Source organism: Streptomyces sp. STAM6 (assembly GCF_054963715.1).
The window spans coordinates 96,351-113,291 of sequence record NZ_JBUEFZ010000023.1 but is presented as its reverse complement, the minus strand read 5'-3'; the positions used below and the strand labels follow the sequence as shown (position 1 = coordinate 113,291).

Sequence of the window (16,941 nt, the reverse complement as noted above, 5' to 3'; positions counted from 1 at the left end):
TGCCTGGAGCAGCAGCCCTCCCAGCACGGGCCCCAGCGCGACACCGGCCGAGAAGCAGGTCACCCAGACACCGATGGCCGTGCCGCGCTGCCTCGCGTCACGGAACATGTTGGTGATCAGCGCGAGGGTGGACGGCATCAGGGTCGCCCCGGCTGTCCCGAGCAGCGCGCGAGCCGCGATCAGCATCTGGGGACTGGTGGAGTACGCGGCGAGCGCCGAAGCGACGCCGAACGCGGCCGCCCCGATCATCAGGAGTTTCCTGCGGCCGATCCGGTCGCCCAGCGTGCCCATGGTGACCAGGAAGCCGGCGATCAGGAAGCCGTAGATGTCGGCGATCCAGAGCAGTTCGCTGCCACTCGGCTGGAGGGAGACGCTCAGGTGCGGGACGGCCAGGTACAGCACGGTGACGTCCATGGCAAGCAGCAGGGTGGGGAGCGCGAGCACGGCCAGCCCGAGCCATTCTCGGGGCCCGGCCAGATGGAGGGGAAGGGTCGTGTGGGGAGATTCCGTTGACATGCCGCGTAAGCTAAACCCTCACGTCGGTGTCAGAGTCAACTCACTTTCGGGGAGCGTGCCCTCACATGCGGATCGGGGCGTTGTCCCAGCTGACCGGAGTCAGCGAACGGGCCTTGCGGTACTACGAGGAGCAGGGGCTGCTGCGGCCGCTGCGGCGGCCGAGCGGGTACCGCGAGTACACCGACGACCATGTCCACACGGTGCGGAGCATCCGCACGCTGCTCGCCGCGGGTCTGGGCACCGCGACCATCGCCGATGTCCTTCCCTGCATGGTCGAGGAGGGCGGGCAACTCGCAGCCGCCTGCCCCGACCTGCTGGTCGACCTGGTCAGGGAGCGAAACCGGATCACCGCCGCCATGGACGAACTACGCGCCGCACGCGAGATGTTGGACGTCATCATCGCCGCGCCCGTCCCGTCTGAGGCGGCCCGAGCGCTGGACTGCGACGAGGCAGTCGGCACTGGGGTCGGTGCACCGCAGGCCCGGTCGTCCTGAGTCACCAGCGGTCTGCTGCTCATACGCCCGGGCCGGCCGACGTCCTCAGCCGGATCGTCCGTCGCGTCCGCGACACCACCGGGGGCCGTGCCCCGGATGCCGGCGTACGACATCCACGAGAAGGTATGGCCGCCGGCCATACCGTGGCTCTTTCCCTACCCACGAGGCGGCGAGAGGCGCCAGGATGACCCCTGGCGGCATCCGCCACCTGCTGCGACGCGCGCTCACCTCGCCGGGCCTGACCGGATCCGGCAGCGCCCCACTGCGTGGACGCCGCACGACTTCCGCCGGGCGGCAGTCGAAGGGGGCCGGCGCATGTCCGCCGGGAGGCTCGGACGGCACGACGGGACAACCAGTGCGCGCTGCCCTCGGGAGGACCGCGATACACAAACCCACCTCCGCCACCGGGGAACCGGCGAAATGCGGTTCCCGAGGTGACGGATGGGCGGAGGGCCGGCGGGGCGTACGGCCGCCGCGCGTTCGTCGGCGCTCGCGTCGTGCCCGGCAAGGCCACATGCTCAGCTGATCTCGCAGCCCTGAGGGTCGGTGGCGACGCCGTCAAGCCTGCTGCCCCATGACCAGTTGGGGTCCCGGTCTCCCGCCCAGATGCGCCGGTGGTAGCAGTGACCGCCGGCGTGATCGATCGCGTAGACGGTCACGTCCGAGTTGGACTCGAATGACCGAGCCTTGTCATGGAGGAAATCCGGTGCATCTGCATAGCCCCACGGTCGGTAGCACCAGGATGCGCCTTGATACCCCGGCTCCGTGTAGAAGCAAACCTCGCCGACCGCGGCCTGTGCCGCCGGGGCTGCAACCAACGGCACGGACAGGGCCAGAGTGGCAGTGAACACTGCGGCAGTGACGAAATGACGCATGAGCGAACTCCTGGGTGGTCGATACAGCCAGACCATGGTCCCAAGGAGCGCCGCCAAAAACGCCCAAAGTCACCCTTGGAACGCATATCGCAGCGGCCTTGCACCTCCGGACCTCCGCCTGGCTCGTGCAACCCCGCAGTCGATTCGCCATCCGACCGTCGTGATCTTCCCCAGCCGGCCGGCCTGCCCGGTCAGGCGGCCCGGTCGATGCGGTCCAGCAGCGCCCGGGCTTCGGCGGTGCGGCGGTGGTCCGGGCCGAAGGCGGCCAGGCAGGCGTGGTGGGCGGCCGCTGCCGTGGTGCGCGCTTCGGCACCGCGTCCCAGCCCCAAGAAGGCGGTGGCCACGGCCAGCTCGACGGCTCCGGTCTCCGGGCGGTGCTGCTCCTCGGGCAGGCTGCGGCGCAGCTCGTCGGCGCGCTCCGCCTCGGCAAGGGCTTCCTCGTGGCGGGCCTGGCCGTTGAGGCTCCGGGCCAGTCCAAGCCGCAGGACCAGCGTGAACCGGTCCGGTACGCGAGGGGCGGCGAGGGCCTCGCGGGCGAGCGCCTCGGCCTCCGGGTGCCGGCTCTGCGCGTTGAGGGCGTAGACCAGTCCGTTGCGGGCGGCTGCCGCGACAAGCGGCAGCTCCGGCCCCGTGCCGCGGGTCGCGACCCGGACCACGGCCGCGCACTCCGACTCGCATGCGCCGTGCCGGGCGAGCGCGCTGAGCGTCTGGGCGCGGTCCGAGCGCAGTTTCAGGGTCTGCGGGTGTTCGACGCCGAAGATCCTTCTGAAGACCGGCAGCAGCGTGTCGTATGCGGTGGCTGCCTCGGCATGACGGCCCTGGGCATCCGTCGCGAGCGCGGCGACGCTCAGCGCCAGCGGTGCGTACATGTCGTCGCGCGACCGGGAGCGGGCTGCGGCCACGGCGCGGGCTGCGGCCTCCGCCTCGGCAAAGCGCCCCGCCTCGTAAAGGGCCATGGCCTGGGTCAAGGGGGATCTCGTCGTCTGCCCGGCGTCGTTTAGGCCGCGCTGCCGGAAGAGTTTCATGCCCGGAGCATACGAATGGCTCCGCAGCCGATCAACGAAGGGGTGAAGGCTGATCGGCGGACAGACCCGCGCCGTCCCGGGCCGGCGGCAGCGCGAGAACGAACCGCCGGCCGTGCGCCCGTGCCGGTTGCGGCCACGGCCACGGCCGTGCGCGGTCAGCGCCGCTCGTGCCGCTCCGGCCTGCGGGGCCGCCGCCGCTGGTACGACACCCCTCGGGCCGGGACCTCAACCGGTCGCGGGCCGAGTGAGTCACTCGTGCGAGGCTCCGCGACCCCGGCCGGGTGCCGGGCGGGGTCGCGGAGCCGGGTGGTCGGTGGTGCGGGTGGTTCAGGCTGTGAGGATGCCGGGATCGGACAGACCGGGTGCGCCGGTCTCCACATGGCCGGCCAGGCGGCGCACGAAGTCCGCCGTGGTGGTGGCGGTGATCGTCACGTCGTACCAGCGGTGGCTGCCGCTCAGGTCGACGGAGTGCCGCACTGTCGCCCCCCTGGCGACCGTGAAGGTGCGCGACCCGCCTCCGTAGGAGTTGGTGAGCGTCAGACGGGCCTCGCCCGTACCGGCGTTGGTGAAGGTGAGGTCGAGGTTGCCGGTCGTGCCGTTGTGGCGGGCCGTGACCTCGGGCCCGGTGGTCTTGCCGGGGTTGCGGAAGCGGCGCAGGAAGCCGTTGGGGCCGTGGACGGTCAGATCCGTGACGCCCTTCGAGTACTGCGTGTTCCAGCTGTCCGCGAGTGACTTGCCGGCCTCGGTGGTGTACGTCCAGGGTGCGTCGGTGCGGTTGGCCGCGGTGACGTAGAACTGGGCGCCGGCCGCCGTGCCGCCGCTGAACGTCAGCCGGTACTTGCCGGCGGCGGTGTCGGCCGCGCCGTCGACGTACGGGGCGTACTTCAGCGGGCGGGTGGGTTTGCCGCCCGGCTCCTGCCGGGGCATCGTGCCGACGGCCGGGGCGGTCGGCCGGTAGTCGGGATGGCGCTCGCGGTCCGGCGGGTAGTAGCCGGCGGTCGGCGGCAGTCCGGCCGGGGTGGTCTGGCTCCGCGCGAAGTCGAAGGCGGAGGTCAGGTCGCCGCACACGGCACGCCGCCAGGGGGAGATGTGGGGCTCCTCGACACCGAAGCGGCGCTCCATGAACCGGATGATCGAGGTGTGGTCGAAGGTCTCGGAGCAGGAGTACCCGCCGGTGCTCCACGGCGAGACCACCAGCATCGGTACGCGCGGGCCGAGGCCGTAGGGCCCGGCGACGTAACCCGTCTTCCCCGGGAACCAGTCGAGCGCGGTCGGGGTCGTCGAAAGCCCCTGGGCGGCGCCGGACGGCACGTACGGCGGCACGACGTGGTCGAAGAAGCCGTCGTTCTCGTCGTACGTGATGAACAGCGCGGTACGGGCCCACACGTCCGGGTTGGAGGTCAGCGCGTCCAGAACCTGCGCGATGTACCAGGCACCGTAGTTGGACGGCCAGTTGGAGTGCTCGGAGAACGCCTCGGGGGCCGCTATCCAGGAGACCTGGGGAAGGCGCCCGGCCCGGACGTCGGCGCGCAGGACGTCGAAGAGGCCGTCACCGGCCTTGGCGTCGGTGCCCGTGCGGGCCTTGTCGTACAGCGGGTTGCCCGGCCGGGCGCCGCGGTAGGTGTTGAAGTACAGCAGGGAGTTGTCGCCGTAGTTGCCGCGGTAGGCGTCCTCGATCCAGCCCCAGTGTCCGGCGGCGTCCAGGCCGTCACCTATGTCCTGGTAGATCTTCCAGGACACGCCGGCCGCCTCCAGGCGTTCGGGGTACGTGGTCCAGCCGTATCCCGCCTCGGCGTTGTCGAGGACCGGCCCTCCGCCCGTGCCGTCGTTGCCGGTGTACCCGGTCCACATGTAGTAGCGGTTCGGGTCGGTCGAGCCGATGAACGAACAGTGGTACGCGTCGCAGATGGTGAAGGCGTCGGCGAGCGCGTAGTGGAAGGGGATGTCGTCGCGCGTCAGATACGCCATGGTGGTGGCCGTCTTGGCGGGCACCCACTGGTCGTACCGGCCCTTGTTGAACGCCTTCTGGCCGCCCGCCCAGTCGTGGTTGAGGCCCTGGAGGAACTCCATGCCGAGGTCGTCGCTCGGCGGGCGGAAGGGCAGGGTCACCTTGTTGCCGGCGTCCGCCTGGTGCCACACGGACTTGCCGCTGGGCAGGGTGACGGGCCGGGGGTCTCCGAAGCCCCGGACGCCTTTCATCGCCCCGAAGTAGTGGTCGAAGGAACGATTCTCCTGCATCAGGACGACGATGTGCTCGACGTCCTGGAGGGTGCCGGTCTCGCCCTGGGCCGGAATGGCGGCGGCCCGGGCGATGCTGTCCGAGAGCATGGTGAGGGCGGCGGTGCCACCGGCGAGCTGGAGGAACCTGCGGCGGTTGAGTTCTGCCATGGGTGCGTCGACCTCTGCGGGTAGGGGGGCGGCGAGGGGCGCCCCAAGGACAGCGTGCGTGGGGTACCGCACGGCGGACGTTCCATGACTGCCCGCCGTACGGCAGGCGAACGCCCCGCGAGGCCCCCTGGCCCCACGGGTCCGGGGGGCCCAATTGATGTCGGCCGCCCCGGGATCCGGCGGGTCGATGCGTGCGTGAACGGCCGTCTCACGGAGGGCGGTTGGGCTCTCTTCCAAGCGCACTTGCGTACGGCGTTGATCGGTCCGTACAGTGTGCGGAGACGCCGCACACTGTACGTAAACCCGGGCGTCGTACGGATGAGGGGACAAGACCATGACGAAGAGCTCGTACCGCCGGACCGCCCAACTCGCCACCCGGCAGGCCGCGCAGGCCGTCGACCGGACGCAGCGGGACGTGGCGCGGATGGTGAACCGGGAACTCGGCCTGGGCGGCGGGGGCTTCACCGAGGAAGGTCTGCGGCGCATGCGCCGGACCCTGTCCGCCTACGTGGACTCGGGAGCGGTTCCCGGTCTGGTCGCCCTGATCGACCGGGGCGGTGAGACGCACGTCGAGACCATCGGAACGCTGCACGACGGCGGAACCGACCCGATGCGGCGAGACTCGATATTCCGCATGGCCTCCGCGACGAAGCTCGCCACCGCGGCCGCCGCCATGACCCTCGTCGACGACTGCCGGCTCCGCCTCGACGACGCCGTGGACCCGTGGCTGCCCGAACTCGCCGACCGGCAGGTGCTCAAGCGCATCGACGGCCCGGTCGACGACACCGTGCCGGCGCATCGGGCGATCACCGTGCGGGACCTGCTGACCTTCACCTTCGGATTCGGCGTGGTCGTCGCCGCCCCGGACAGCCTGCCCATCCAGATCGCCGTGCGGGAGTCCGGGCTCTACAGCGACGGCGCGTTCCCCTCCGGCGACCCCGACGCCTGGATGGCCCGGCTCGGCTCGCTGCCGCTGATCTGCCGGCCCGGCGAACGGTGGCTCTACAACACCGGATCGGACGTCCTCGGTGTCCTGATCGCCCGGGTCACGGGCCAGTCGTTCGGCTCGTACCTGCAGGAGCGCGTCTTCGCCCCGCTCGGGATGAAGGACTCCGGGTTCCACGTCCCCGAGCAGCACATCCACCGGCTCCCGACGAGTTACGCCCACGACCCCGCCACCGGCGAACTCGTCGTGTACGACAAGGCCGCCGGCGGTCGCTTCAGCCGGCCGCAGCAGTTCGAAGTCGGCGGCAGCGGCCTGGTGTCCACCGCGGACGACTACCTCGCCCTCTGCCGCATGCTCCTCGCCGGGGGCATGGGTCCCGAAGGGCGGGTCCTGTCGCGGCAGGCGGTGGAGCTGATGACCTCCGACCAGCTCACCGACGAGCAGAAGACGGAGAAGGACCGCTTCCCCGAGCTCTTCGGCGACCACGGAGGCTTCGGCTTCGGGATGGGAGTGCGCACGCGTCGTACCGGTTTCGCGAACATCGGCCAGTTCGGCTGGGACGGCGGCCTCGGCACATCCGTGCAGATGGATCCGGCCGAGGACCTCACGCTGATACTGCTCACCCAGACCGCGATGGACACGGCCGACACCCCGCGCCTCGTGAAGGACTTCCACACCATGGCCTACCAGGCGCTCGACGACTGAGTTCGCGTGCGGCCGCGGGTGACCAGTAACGTGCCCGGGTCCCACCGGAGCAACGCCCTCAGCGGCGGTCACGACAAGGAGACGGACATGACGGGGGTCATGGGTGCGGGCAGGACCGCACCGTCGCACGGGACGGGCGGGCGCGCCGTCGACCCGTGGAAGTCCGCACGGCGCACCGCCGCGCTGGTGGTGTTCGGATGGCTGGTCGCGGCCGGGACCACCGGTGTCGCCTACCTGTCCCTGGGCATGGAAGCCGTCCCGATCTCCGTCGGGGTCGTGCTGTGCTTCGCCTTCGGCATGGTGATGAACCTGCTGCACCGGGCCGTCTGGCTGGCCTTCCTCTCCGCCGTGCCGGGACTGTTCGTCCTCGTGGGATCCGTCCAGTACGCCCCCGAAGCGGCCCTGGAACAGCGCGGAATCCGCGAGACGGTCGTGATCGTGGCCGACAGCGCCGCCGGTACGTCCAGCAACAACCACCGCTTCACCCTGCGGGGCGCGGACGGTGCCGAACTGGACGAGAAGCTGGGTTACGACGGTGACGCCTGGGCCCCGGAAGTCGGCGACCGGCTCGACATCATCCGCGACCCCGAGGGGGAGGTCCCGATGGAGGAGGCCGAGGAGGTGGACGCCTCCGGCCGCCTCGACGGCCTGATCGGCGGCACCGTGACCTGGACCCTGATGGCGATCCTCGCCGGCCGCCGAGGCCACGTCATCCGCCGCCGGGACCGCGAGACCTTCTCGGAGCGCTACCTGTGACCCCGCCGCCGCACGAGCACGACGGGCCCCCGGACACCGACGACACGTGCTCGGCGCTGCGGGACGCCGCCCTGGGCCGTGCGCGCCTCCGCCGGGCGGCGCCTGGCCGCCGCCCCGGATCTCGCCCCGGTCACCGACGCCCTGCACCGGCTGCTGCTGGACCCCCACGACACCGCCGTCACACAGGAGACGGCAGAGGCTCTGCTGTGGCGGTGGGACCTGTCCGGCCGGCGCCTGGTCCTCGCCGCACTCGCCGCCGCGGACGACGACACGGGTGATCACCTCGACACCGCGATCCACAACGTCTGCGGCGGCCCGCTCGACGATCCCGCACGCCTCGCCGAGCTCCTCTCCCGGCTCCCGGCGGATCCCGACCCGTCCGTCGGCGAGGAGGCGAGCACCGTCCTGGCCGCATGGTGCCGCGGAGCCTGAGCGTCCGGTGCCGGACCCGGTTCACTGATCCGGGCGCCGGTGCTCCCCGACCGCGGTGGCTGGGTCGCCGAGGTGGCGTGATGCTGTCTGTCGCACCGTGCCGCCGCTGTTGTTCACTGGCACCGTTTGCGCAGCCGACGCCGCTGCCCATGGAGGGGCCCATGTCCGAAGGAGCGGCACTGCGGACCGAGGTACTCGTGGTGGGCGGGGGGCCCGCCGGGAGTACCGCGGCGGCGCTGCTGGCCCGGCAGGGCATCGACGTCACGCTGCTGGAGCGGACCCGGTTCCCCCGCTACCACATCGGGGAGTCCCTGCTGCCCTCACTGCTGCCGGTCCTCGAACTGCTCGGGGCGCGGGAGGCCGTCGAGGCCCGTGGGTTCGTCCGCAAGGCCGGGGCGTACTACGACTGGGGCGGCCAGCAGTGGGCCCTGACCTTCGACGGACTCGGCCGCGAGTCCCCGTACAGCTATCAGGTCGTCCGCTCCGAATTCGACCAGGCGCTGCTGGACCACGCACGGGGCCACGGGGTGCTCGTGGGGGAGGGCGTCAGCGTCCGCGACATCGCCTTCGACGACGGGCGCGCGGCCTCGGCCGTGTACACCTCGGGCGCCGGCGAGAGCCGCATCGCCTTCCGGCACCTCGTGGACGCCTCGGGCCGGGCGGGAGTGCTCCCGGCGCGGCAACTGCGCACCAGGCGTTTCCACGACGCCTTCCGCAACGTGGCCACGTGGGGGTACTGGCGGGGCGCCGCCCCGGTCGAGCAAGCCCCCGCGGGAGCGATCTGCGTCTTCTCCCTTCCCGGCCACGGCTGGTTCTGGGCCATTCCCCTCCATGACGGCACCCTCAGCGTCGGCCTGGTCACCGACAAGCGCTCCTTCTCGGCGGAACGACGGGCCCTGGGCGGCATCGACGCCGTCTACGCCGCCCATCTGACGGAGGTCCCCGCCCTGGACCGGATGCTCGCCGGCGCCCGGCTCGTCTCGCCGCTCAGGGTGGAGAGCGACTACTCCTACGCCGCCGAGCGGTTCTGCGGACCCGGCTACTACCTCGCCGGGGACGCGGCCTGCTTCCTCGACCCGCTGCTGTCCACCGGTGTGCACCTGGCCATGTACAGCGGTCTGCTGTCGGCCGCGGCCATCGCCGCGGTCCGGCGCGGAGACGTCGAGGAGGCCGCGGCGCGGGCGTTCTACGAGACGGCCTACCGGAGCGCCTACGAACGGCTGCTCATCCTGGTCGGCGCGTTCTACGACATCCACCAGGGCCGTGACGCCTACTTCCGGCAGGCGCAGACCCTCAGCCGGAGCGACCGGAAGGGCCTGCGCCCGCACGAGTCGTTCCTGAACATCATCAGCGGCGTCGAAGACTTCCACGACGCCCGGGACAGTACGGTCGACCGACTCTTCGACCGGCTGCGCGCACCCCTGCCGGGCCACGCGCCCGCCGGCCTGGGCGGCCACGGCACCAGTCACATGGTTCCGTGGCCCACGACCCCGGCCCACGCGGCCGCGGGCCTCTGCCTCACTCTCGAACCCCACCTGGGGCTCCGCTCCGTGGAGTCCCGCTGACGGGCGCCGTACGGGACGCGTCAGCCGTCGACCCGCAGGCGGGCCTCGGCCGCGCCGCGGGCGGCGGCGACAGCGGAGGCCTCCACGCCGAGCCGCTCGCGCACGCCGGCCGGGAGCCGGCCGAAGGGGGTGACCGTCACGTCCAGCTTGCGGCCGGCGGTCCTGGCGCGCCACGAGCCCATGATCTCCGTACCGACCAGCAGGGCGCCCGGCCCTCCGATCGGCCGCCAGATCTCCTGCTGTCTGCTCCGGTCCGGCACGAGCAGCGCCCGGTCGCGCGCCTGCAGGAACGGATCACCGGGCGGGAGCAGCCGCACCAGGCCGTGGCTCCTCGCCGTGAGCAGCGTGTCCAGCTCGGACGCCGGCAGCCATGCCGCCCGGCCGTCCAGCCGCACCTCGGCCAGGTCGTCCGGCCACAGTGCCCTGATCACGGTCGCCTTCGTACCGAGGTGCTTCGCCACCTCCTGCGGTGTGGCGGGGCCGAGGAAACGCAGGTAGCGGCGGACCAGTTCGGTGGTCCCGGCCGCCGTGGCCGGCACGGGGAACCTCTCGTCCAGGGGGGCCAGCACGGTCCCGCCCCCCTCCGGCCGCACCCCGACACCGCCGGACAGTCCCGCCTGCTGGAAGAGCAGGCCGGAGATGTGGCGGGCGCCGCACCGTTCGCACCAGTACGTCAGCGACGCCGGTACGGACGCGCTCACCGCCGTACTGACCTCGCCCTTGGCCATCGGCGCGGTCACTGCCCTCCGGAACGCCTCGGCCGTGGCCCGGAACGCCTCGATGCCGAGCCCGGCGCCCTCCTTGATGGCCGCGGTGTCGATGCGCGCCGTGGCATCGGCGTCGCTCACCGGCCAGAGAGCGGTGGCCAGCCCGGGCAGTTCCGTACGCCGGTGCAGATGCGGTGCGCCGCGGAACGACCAGACGAGCGTGAGCCCGTCCGGGGAGGCACCCCGCGCGGCCAGGGCCTGACGTGCCGATCCGGCGGGCGTGTCCTGTACACCGAGGGTGAGCACGTCCGGCGTGGGGGAGGAGCGGTCGAACCCGTGGGCCGCCACGCGATAGGCCAGGACCTGTTCCCGGCTCACTTCCTTCCGGTGTGCGCTGCTCACCACGGCACCCTTCGCGTGTCCCCCTGGCCGTACCGTACCCCGCTCCCGCGGTGAGCGGCTCCCTCACCCGGCGGGGCATTCGCCGCTGTCGCCGCCACTGCGACACCCGGCCTGGCCGGAGTACGGCGGCGCCGGCTGCCGGACCCGCTCCTCGTGCCGCTGCAGCGCGACCGCGCCGAGGGCCGCCAGGACCAGCAGCGCGATGAGCAGACCCTGGCTCCACGCCGTCACCTTCCTGGTCCGCCGCGCGGCCCGGACGGCGGCGAACAGGGCGAGCGCCCCGACCACGCCCGCGGCCGCGACATACCCCCACGGCGCGTCGTTCTCGCCCTGCGCGGCCGGGTCGAGGCTCCATCCGGACAGCGCCCACATCGCGAAGATCACGAACAGCGCCAGGAGTTCGAGGACGGTCAGCGTGATCGCGGCGGCCACGTCCGGACCGCGTCCCTCGCTCTTCGGATCAAGGCTCGGGCCTGCTGGAGAAGCGCTCATGCGGTCAGCCTGACCGGCGGGCCGCCCTGCGCGCATGAGTACGCGTACTCAGACGCACGGGCCGCGCCGAGTCCTGCGTCCACACCAAAGTATTAGAGCGAATTTCTAGAAAGATCTTACGTTCCGGCTCTACCTTGTCACCTATGGACGATGTCATCACAGCAGTGGTCACCGGCGGCAACCGCGGCATCGGCTTCGCCGTGGCCGCCGAACTCGTACGGCGCGGGTACCGGGTCGTGCTCGTCACACGGGACCGGGCCAGGGGAGAGAGGGCGGCCGCCGCGCTGGGCGGTGAGGGGGTCGAGGTGGTGGCCGGTGACCTGTCCGCCCTGGCCGAGGTGCGAGCCGTCGCCGGCCGGCTGATGCGGCGGTGCGCGCGCATCGACGTGCTGGTGCACAACGCGGGTGTCTGGCCGACGAAGCCGGTGCGCACGCCGGACGGGCTGGAGCAGGCCTTCGTCGTGAACCACCTCGCTCCGTTCCTGCTGAACCACCTCCTGGAGGAGCGGCTGCTGGCGAGCCGGACCAGGGTGGTGCAGGTCAGCGCCGGGCTCTACGTCAAGGGGCGGCTCGACCTGGACCGGACGCCGGTCGGGGCCGACTTCCACCGGATGCGGACCTACTGCACCACCAAACTCGCCAATCTCCTCACGGTCCCGTCCTTCGCCGCGCGCTGGCGAAGCGCGGGCGTCCGCATCGACGCCGTGCATCCCGGGGTGATCAGAACCGAACTGGGCGATCCCGGCGGCCCCCTGGGGCTGCTGCTGAAGGCCGTGAAGCGCTCCTGGGCCACTCCGGAGGAGGGCGCCGGGCCCGTCGTCCGTCTCGCACTCGAGCGCGGGGGGTCCTCCGGCCGTTACTTCGACGCCGACCGGGAGCTGCCGCTCGATCCCGTCGCGGCGGATCCCGTCCTGGCCCGACGGGTGTGGGACCAGGCCAGGACGCTGACGGGGCTCGGAGGCAGCACCTGAACGGCGGCGAAGGGGGGCACCTGAACGGCGGTGACGGGGGCGGATCGTCGGCCGGGGGTCCGAGCGGCGCCCGAGCGCGGACGCGCCGGGTCAGGCCTCCCGCGCCTCCGGCTCGGGCCGGAGCGAGCGCCAGATGCGGTCGGGGAGGATCCGCGCGGCCTGGGCGAGGTCGAAGTCGGACGCGCCGGACAACCAGCGTCGTGCGGTCTCGGCGACGGGTCCGATGACCAGCGCCTCGATCAGAGGCTCGGGAGTCGGGACGATCTCACCGGCTTCGATGCGCGGGCGCATCCACTCCACGATGCCCGCCAGCTTGACCGCCTTGGCCGCGCGGATCTCGTCGGCGTACGCGGCCAGGTAGCCGGAGTAGGCGGAGGCGTGGATGAACAGTGCGGCATCAGGCCGCTCCTCGGTGAAGCGGAGGTACGCCTTCACGATCGCGTGGACCCCGGTGCGGGCGGTGCGGGTGCGTGTCACGGCCGCGATCAGCTCGTCGAACAGCTCGTCCATGCACCGGGTGTACAGCGCCGCGGCGAGGCCGTCGAAGCTGCCGAAGTGGTGGTAGAGACTGCCGAGACTGACGCCGCTGGCGGCGGTGACCGCGTTCACGGTGAAGCCCTGCCGGCCCGAGGAGGCGTACACCCGGAGGGCGGTGGTCAGCAGCCGGTCGACGGTGGCCTCGCCACGCTGTTGCTTAGGAGACATGGTGCGGTCCCGTCGGTGTCATGTCGACAGCCTAATAGCAATCAGAACAAGAAGAATGTTCTAGAACGACGCTTCACGCCGGCTTCCACGGGGCCACACTGGGGCGTCCGGCGCTTCGGAGCGCCGGACGCGGAACGGTCACGCGGAAGGGAAAGGGAGCCACGATGGGATTACGGGTACGTGCGACGGCCACGGCCGCCGGACTGGTGGCGGTGCTGCTCGCCGGCGGTACGCAGACACCGGTGGTCGCGTCCGAGGCGGTGGCCGCTCCGGCGCGCCCCGCGGCGGCCGGCGCACCGGAGGCGTGCTCACGGCAGGCGCGCGTCGAGGTGTTTCGCGAGGGCGGAGTGCCCCTGCTGGACTGGCGGGAGAACCTTGAGTTCGACGGGCGGGGCACGCTCTGGGTCACGCACATCACCAAGCACCGGGTGGAGGGGTACGCCCCCGACGGAACACTCAGGACCACCGTCCCGGTCAGCGGCCCGGGCGGCGTCCGGCGCGGTCCCGACGGCATGATGTACGTCAACTACGGGGTCAACCCGCTGACTTCCCCCGTCACAGGCAGCGGCATCGTGCGCTTCGACCCGACCGCCGCCCGGCCGAAGCCCGAGAAGGTCGTGGACGGCCTGTCCGGCATCAACGGTCTGGCCATCGACCGCGCGGGCAACTTCTACCTCAGCCGTGAACTGGCCACCGGCATCCTGAAGATCCGCCCGGACGGCACGAGGGACGAGGCGTGGACGCGGGCCGCGGACGTCTTCGGCGCCAACGGCCTGGAGATCGTCGGCGACCAGCTCTACGTGAGCGTCATCACCAGCACCACCTCCCCGGTCGTCCGTGTCCCGCTGGACGACCCGGCCCGCCGCGCCACCGTCGTCGACCTCAGCCCGAACCCCCTGGACGTCAAGGTGCTCGACGACCTCGCCCATGTCGACGGCGCCCTGGTCGTCGCGTCGTTCCGGGCCGGTGAGCTCATCCGCGTGGACCCGGCGACGGGCCGCTCCTGCGTCCTTGTGACCGGACTGCGCATGCCCTGCAGCGTACGGGTGCCCCTGGCCTTCGGCGGCCACGATCCGCGCCGCGAGATGTTCGTCTCCGAAGCGTCCGGACGGATCGTGAAGGTGACCGTCCCCTGACACGCGTCCGTGAGCGGGCAATGGCCGGCCCATGGAATGACGATGTTTCGGCCAATTGCCGTTCCCACCGGGCGCGTCGGGGGAATCGTCGGCGAGGGCGAAACCGGGGGGTTCCATGGGCGGTTCGGCGGTGCGGTCGGCGAAGAGGTGTGCGGCGGCGCACGAGAAGGACCCGACAGCGTGCGAGGATCCGCATCGCGAGGTCACCGTCGTCGACGGGGACGGGCGGGAGTTCACCGGCTGTCCGGCCCACGCGGCCCGGCTCCTGGCGAGTCGTCCCGGGGCGCGGCTCCACCCCTACGCGGCCGTCTTCCCGTGGGCGCTGGACATCTACTGCCGGGCGGCCGCGCTTCCGCCGCGTGTGTGGGAAATCGGGCTTTAGGGCCGCTGGGCATTCCGCGCGCCGAGCGCGTGACCGACCCGTGCGGCCACGGCTCCGAGCAGCGCCGCCGCGAGGAGCGCGCCGAGCCGGCAGGCGTCGACGGAGCCCTCCCACGCCAGTTCGCCCTGCTGGTGGACGACGAAGCCGTCGTAGAAGAGCCAGCCCACGGCCGCGGTGAGCGGTACGGCGCGGGGGCGCGCACGCAGACAGGCGACGGCCGTCAGCGCGCAGTACGCCGCGAGCGCGGCCGCCGGGTGGCGCAGCGCGCCGGCCGCGCCCAGCAGAGGGATCAGCACGGCCGAGCCGGTGAACGCGTACGCGCAGACCAGCGGCGTCGAGTACGTCCACCACGCCGGCGCGCCGCGGTCGCCGAGGGGGACGGGGATGCGGGTCATCCGTCCCGGAACGCTGATCATGGCCCCTCCTCACTGTCGTCGCTCGCGTGCGGGGCGACCGGCACGCGGTGACTTCAGGGCACCGGACGGCGGTGAGGCGGGGCAATGCTCTTTCCGGCGCTCTTTCCGGCCTCTGGTCGGGATCACCCCGACTCGGCCGCGGACGCCCTAGGCGGCGTAGCGGCCCAGGACGTGGCCCATCGCCGCCAGTACGGACGGCTCCACGCGGTAGTACACCCAGGTGCCGCGCCGCTCGGAGGTGAGCAGGCCCGCCTCCTTGAGCTTCTTCAGGTGATGGCTGACGGTGGGCTGTGAGACGCCCACGTCGGAGATGTCGCAGACGCACGCCTCGCCTCCCTCGTGGGAGGCGACCGCCGAGAACAGCCGCAGGCGCACCGGGTCGCCCAGGGCCTTGAACATGGCGGCCGTGCGTACCGCCTCTTCGGCCGTCAGAGGGCGTTCGGTGAGGGGCGGGCAGCACGGGGCGACCTCGGGCTCCACCATGGGCAGGGCGCTCACATTCGACATATGTCTATGTTGACACGCATCGAACCAGCTGCCCAGGAGGGCGCCTTCGATTTAGATGATTGTCTATGTTGACGGTCGTCGAAGCAGGTGCCATGCTGGCCGCACACGATATCGATGGATGTCGAAACACCGAGGAGTCGACCGTGAACACCACCACCAGTGAGCTGCCCGTCATCGTGATCGGAGCCGGTCCCATCGGCCTGGCCGCCGCGGCCCACCTCGTCGAGCGGGAACTGGAGCCCCTCGTGCTGGAGGCGGGGGCCGGGGCGGGCAGCGCCGTCCGGGAGTGGAGCCATGTCCGGCTGTTCTCGACGTGGAGCGAGCTCGTCGACCCGGCCGCCGAGAAGCTGCTGGCCCCCACCGGCTGGACGGCGCCCGACGCCGCGACGTATCCCACGGGCGGCGACTGGGTGGAGCGGTACCTCCGGCCCCTGGCCGCGGTCCTCGGCGACAAGATCCGCTTCAACGCCCGTGTCACCGGGGTCTCCCGCCTCGGCCGCGACCGGATCGTGGACGCCGACCGCGAAGCCCAGCCCCTGACGGTCCACGTGACACACGCCGACGGCCGGCAGGAGCGCCTCCTCGCGCGAGCCGTCATCGACGCCTCCGGCACCTGGGCCACACCCGCTCCCCTCGGCGGCGACGGACTGCCCGCCCTCGGTGAGCACGCCGCCGCCGACCGGATCTCCTACCGCGTCCCCGATCTGAGGGACCCCGCCGTACGCGCCCGCTACGCCGGCCGGCGGACCGCCGTCATCGGCTCCGGGGCCTCCGCCTTCACCGCACTCGCGTCCCTCGCCGATCTCGCCACCTCCGGCGACGGCGCCGGCACGCACGCCGTGTGGATCCTGCGGCGCGGCATCAGCGGCTCCACCTTCGGCGGCGGCGAGGCCGACCAGCTCCCCGCGCGCGGGGCGCTCGGTCTCGCCGCGAAGGCGGCCGTGGACGGCGGGTACGCCGACGCCGTCACCGGCTTCCGTGTCACGGCCGTCGAGAAGGCCGGCGAGCGGCTGGTGCTCGTCGCCGAGGACGGCCGCCGTCTCGACCCGGTGGACGAGGTGATCGTCCTGACCGGTCTCCGTCCCGACCTGTCCTTCCTCTCCGAACTCCGCCTGGCCCTCGACGAGCGGCTCCAGGCCCCGGTCGGGCTCGCCCCGCTCATCGACCCCAACGTCCACTCCTGCGGCACGGTGTATCCGCACGGCGTCAACGAACTCTCCCACCCCGAGAAGGACGTCCATCTCGTCGGCATGAAGAGCTACGGCCGCGCCCCGACGTTCCTCGCCATGACCGGCTACGAGCAGGTCCGTTCCATCGCCGCCGCGCTCGCCGGGGACCGGGAGGCCGCCGAGCGCGTGGAACTCACCCTCCCCGAGACCGGGGTCTGCGGCGGCGCCGGCCTCTTCGACGAGCCCGCCGCGTCCGGCGCCTCCGACGCGGCCGCGGGCGGGGGCTGCTGCGGCGCCCCCGCCACCCTGCAGATCGGCGCCGGCGCCCCGCTCGCCCGAGGCGGCTGCTGAC

Annotated in this window: 18 protein-coding genes; 9 read left to right on the top strand and 9 right to left on the bottom strand. The window is 72.2% G+C overall.

The genetic code is table 11. From position 1 onward, the window contains the following. Positions 1-516: MFS transporter (locus ACY34K_RS24015; RefSeq protein ID WP_462750484.1), on the bottom strand; the 516-nt coding region annotated here is incomplete at its 3' end. A 65-nt stretch (positions 517-581) separates the two neighbouring features. Here ACY34K_RS24015 and ACY34K_RS24010 point away from each other — a divergent pair. Next, positions 582-1,010 carry a MerR family transcriptional regulator gene (locus ACY34K_RS24010; protein WP_462750482.1) on the top strand — a complete coding sequence of 143 codons (429 nt, stop codon included), beginning with the start codon at positions 582-584 and terminating at the stop codon, positions 1,008-1,010. A 518-nt stretch (positions 1,011-1,528) separates the two neighbouring features. Here ACY34K_RS24010 and ACY34K_RS24005 read toward each other — a convergent pair. From ACY34K_RS24005 to ACY34K_RS23995, 3 genes are all read right to left on the bottom strand, one after another. Further along, positions 1,529-1,885: a hypothetical protein gene (locus ACY34K_RS24005; RefSeq protein ID WP_462750480.1), complete on the bottom strand. Its 357-nt coding sequence runs from the start codon at positions 1,883-1,885 to the stop codon at positions 1,529-1,531. A gap of 191 nt (positions 1,886-2,076) precedes the next feature. Continuing rightward, positions 2,077-2,853: a tetratricopeptide repeat protein gene (locus ACY34K_RS24000; protein ID WP_462750478.1), complete on the bottom strand. Its 777-nt coding sequence runs from the start codon at positions 2,851-2,853 to the stop codon at positions 2,077-2,079. Positions 2,854-3,237: 384 nt separating this feature from the next. Next, positions 3,238-5,298 carry a phosphocholine-specific phospholipase C gene (locus tag ACY34K_RS23995; RefSeq protein WP_462750476.1) on the bottom strand — a complete coding sequence of 687 codons (2,061 nt, stop codon included), beginning with the start codon at positions 5,296-5,298 and terminating at the stop codon, positions 3,238-3,240. Between the two features lie 334 nt (positions 5,299-5,632). Here ACY34K_RS23995 and ACY34K_RS23990 point away from each other — a divergent pair, with 334 nt between their 5' ends. From ACY34K_RS23990 to ACY34K_RS23975, 4 genes are all read left to right on the top strand, one after another. Next, a complete protein-coding gene (locus ACY34K_RS23990) occupies positions 5,633-6,949 on the top strand; it encodes a serine hydrolase domain-containing protein (protein WP_462750474.1) in 1,317 nt (438 codons plus the stop codon). An 87-nt stretch (positions 6,950-7,036) separates the two neighbouring features. Next, positions 7,037-7,705 (top strand): hypothetical protein, encoded by a 669-nt coding sequence (locus ACY34K_RS23985; protein ID WP_462750472.1) that lies wholly within the window; start codon positions 7,037-7,039, stop codon positions 7,703-7,705. A gap of 78 nt (positions 7,706-7,783) precedes the next feature. Next, the gene (locus ACY34K_RS23980; RefSeq protein ID WP_462750470.1) at positions 7,784-8,137 is read left to right on the top strand and encodes a HEAT repeat domain-containing protein; all 354 of its coding nucleotides are present in this window, start codon (positions 7,784-7,786) and stop codon (positions 8,135-8,137) included. A 161-nt stretch (positions 8,138-8,298) separates the two neighbouring features. Next, positions 8,299-9,702, top strand: coding sequence for an NAD(P)/FAD-dependent oxidoreductase (locus ACY34K_RS23975; protein ID WP_462750468.1), 1,404 nt, complete (start codon positions 8,299-8,301; stop codon positions 9,700-9,702). Between the two features lie 20 nt (positions 9,703-9,722). Here the strand turns inward: ACY34K_RS23975 and ACY34K_RS23970 are convergent, their stop codons facing one another. Then, positions 9,723-10,811, bottom strand: coding sequence for a DNA glycosylase AlkZ-like family protein (locus ACY34K_RS23970; protein WP_462750466.1), 1,089 nt, complete (start codon positions 10,809-10,811; stop codon positions 9,723-9,725). 63 nt (positions 10,812-10,874) lie between these two features. After that, entirely contained in the window at positions 10,875-11,303 is a 429-nt protein-coding gene (locus ACY34K_RS23965) for a DUF6234 family protein (protein ID WP_462750464.1), read from the bottom strand. 143 nt (positions 11,304-11,446) lie between these two features. On the opposite strand from ACY34K_RS23965, the gene ACY34K_RS23960 reads away from it, so the two are divergent. Beyond that, positions 11,447-12,274 carry an SDR family NAD(P)-dependent oxidoreductase gene (locus tag ACY34K_RS23960; protein ID WP_462750462.1) on the top strand — a complete coding sequence of 276 codons (828 nt, stop codon included), beginning with the start codon at positions 11,447-11,449 and terminating at the stop codon, positions 12,272-12,274. Between the two features lie 90 nt (positions 12,275-12,364). Here ACY34K_RS23960 and ACY34K_RS23955 read toward each other — a convergent pair whose 3' ends face one another. Further along, positions 12,365-12,979, bottom strand: coding sequence for a TetR/AcrR family transcriptional regulator (locus ACY34K_RS23955; protein WP_462750460.1), 615 nt, complete (start codon positions 12,977-12,979; stop codon positions 12,365-12,367). Between the two features lie 164 nt (positions 12,980-13,143). Between ACY34K_RS23955 and ACY34K_RS23950 the strand changes: the two genes are divergently transcribed. Continuing rightward, a complete protein-coding gene (locus ACY34K_RS23950; protein ID WP_462750458.1) occupies positions 13,144-14,115 on the top strand; it encodes an SMP-30/gluconolactonase/LRE family protein in 972 nt (323 codons plus the stop codon). A 115-nt stretch (positions 14,116-14,230) separates the two neighbouring features. Then, a complete protein-coding gene (locus tag ACY34K_RS23945; protein ID WP_462750456.1) occupies positions 14,231-14,497 on the top strand; it encodes a hypothetical protein in 267 nt (88 codons plus the stop codon). On the opposite strand, the gene ACY34K_RS23940 is transcribed toward ACY34K_RS23945, so the two are convergent. Next, entirely contained in the window at positions 14,494-14,913 is a 420-nt protein-coding gene (locus ACY34K_RS23940) for a hypothetical protein (RefSeq protein ID WP_462750454.1), read from the bottom strand. The two genes, ACY34K_RS23945 and ACY34K_RS23940, sit on opposite strands and share 4 nt — an antisense overlap. A 147-nt stretch (positions 14,914-15,060) precedes the next feature. Next, entirely contained in the window at positions 15,061-15,420 is a 360-nt protein-coding gene (locus tag ACY34K_RS23935) for an ArsR/SmtB family transcription factor (protein WP_462750452.1), read from the bottom strand. 92 nt (positions 15,421-15,512) lie between these two features. Here ACY34K_RS23935 and ACY34K_RS23930 point away from each other — a divergent pair, with 92 nt between their 5' ends. Beyond that, positions 15,513-16,940: an NAD(P)-binding domain-containing protein gene (locus tag ACY34K_RS23930; RefSeq protein WP_462750450.1), complete on the top strand. Its 1,428-nt coding sequence runs from the start codon at positions 15,513-15,515 to the stop codon at positions 16,938-16,940. Position 16,941 lies beyond the last annotated feature (1 nt).

What these genes read in the sequence shown, in the direction of transcription:
- ACY34K_RS23975 (WP_462750468.1), top strand. Translation starts at nt 8,299, where the DNA reads ATGTCCGAAGGAGCGGCACTGCGGACCGAGGTACTCGTGGTGGGCGGG.
- ACY34K_RS23945 (WP_462750456.1), top strand. Translation starts at nt 14,231, where the DNA reads ATGGGCGGTTCGGCGGTGCGGTCGGCGAAGAGGTGTGCGGCGGCGCAC.
- ACY34K_RS23995 (WP_462750476.1), bottom strand. Translation starts at nt 5,298, where the DNA reads ATGGCAGAACTCAACCGCCGCAGGTTCCTCCAGCTCGCCGGTGGCACC.
- ACY34K_RS23955 (WP_462750460.1), bottom strand. Translation starts at nt 12,979, where the DNA reads ATGTCTCCTAAGCAACAGCGTGGCGAGGCCACCGTCGACCGGCTGCTG.
- ACY34K_RS23950 (WP_462750458.1), top strand. Translation starts at nt 13,144, where the DNA reads ATGGGATTACGGGTACGTGCGACGGCCACGGCCGCCGGACTGGTGGCG.
- ACY34K_RS23960 (WP_462750462.1), top strand. Translation starts at nt 11,447, where the DNA reads ATGGACGATGTCATCACAGCAGTGGTCACCGGCGGCAACCGCGGCATC.
- ACY34K_RS24010 (WP_462750482.1), top strand. Translation starts at nt 582, where the DNA reads ATGCGGATCGGGGCGTTGTCCCAGCTGACCGGAGTCAGCGAACGGGCC.
- ACY34K_RS23930 (WP_462750450.1), top strand. Translation starts at nt 15,513, where the DNA reads ATGCTGGCCGCACACGATATCGATGGATGTCGAAACACCGAGGAGTCG.
- ACY34K_RS23935 (WP_462750452.1), bottom strand. Translation starts at nt 15,420, where the DNA reads ATGTCGAATGTGAGCGCCCTGCCCATGGTGGAGCCCGAGGTCGCCCCG.
- ACY34K_RS23940 (WP_462750454.1), bottom strand. Translation starts at nt 14,913, where the DNA reads ATGATCAGCGTTCCGGGACGGATGACCCGCATCCCCGTCCCCCTCGGC.
- ACY34K_RS23965 (WP_462750464.1), bottom strand. Translation starts at nt 11,303, where the DNA reads ATGAGCGCTTCTCCAGCAGGCCCGAGCCTTGATCCGAAGAGCGAGGGA.
- ACY34K_RS24005 (WP_462750480.1), bottom strand. Translation starts at nt 1,885, where the DNA reads ATGCGTCATTTCGTCACTGCCGCAGTGTTCACTGCCACTCTGGCCCTG.
- ACY34K_RS23985 (WP_462750472.1), top strand. Translation starts at nt 7,037, where the DNA reads ATGACGGGGGTCATGGGTGCGGGCAGGACCGCACCGTCGCACGGGACG.
- ACY34K_RS23990 (WP_462750474.1), top strand. Translation starts at nt 5,633, where the DNA reads ATGACGAAGAGCTCGTACCGCCGGACCGCCCAACTCGCCACCCGGCAG.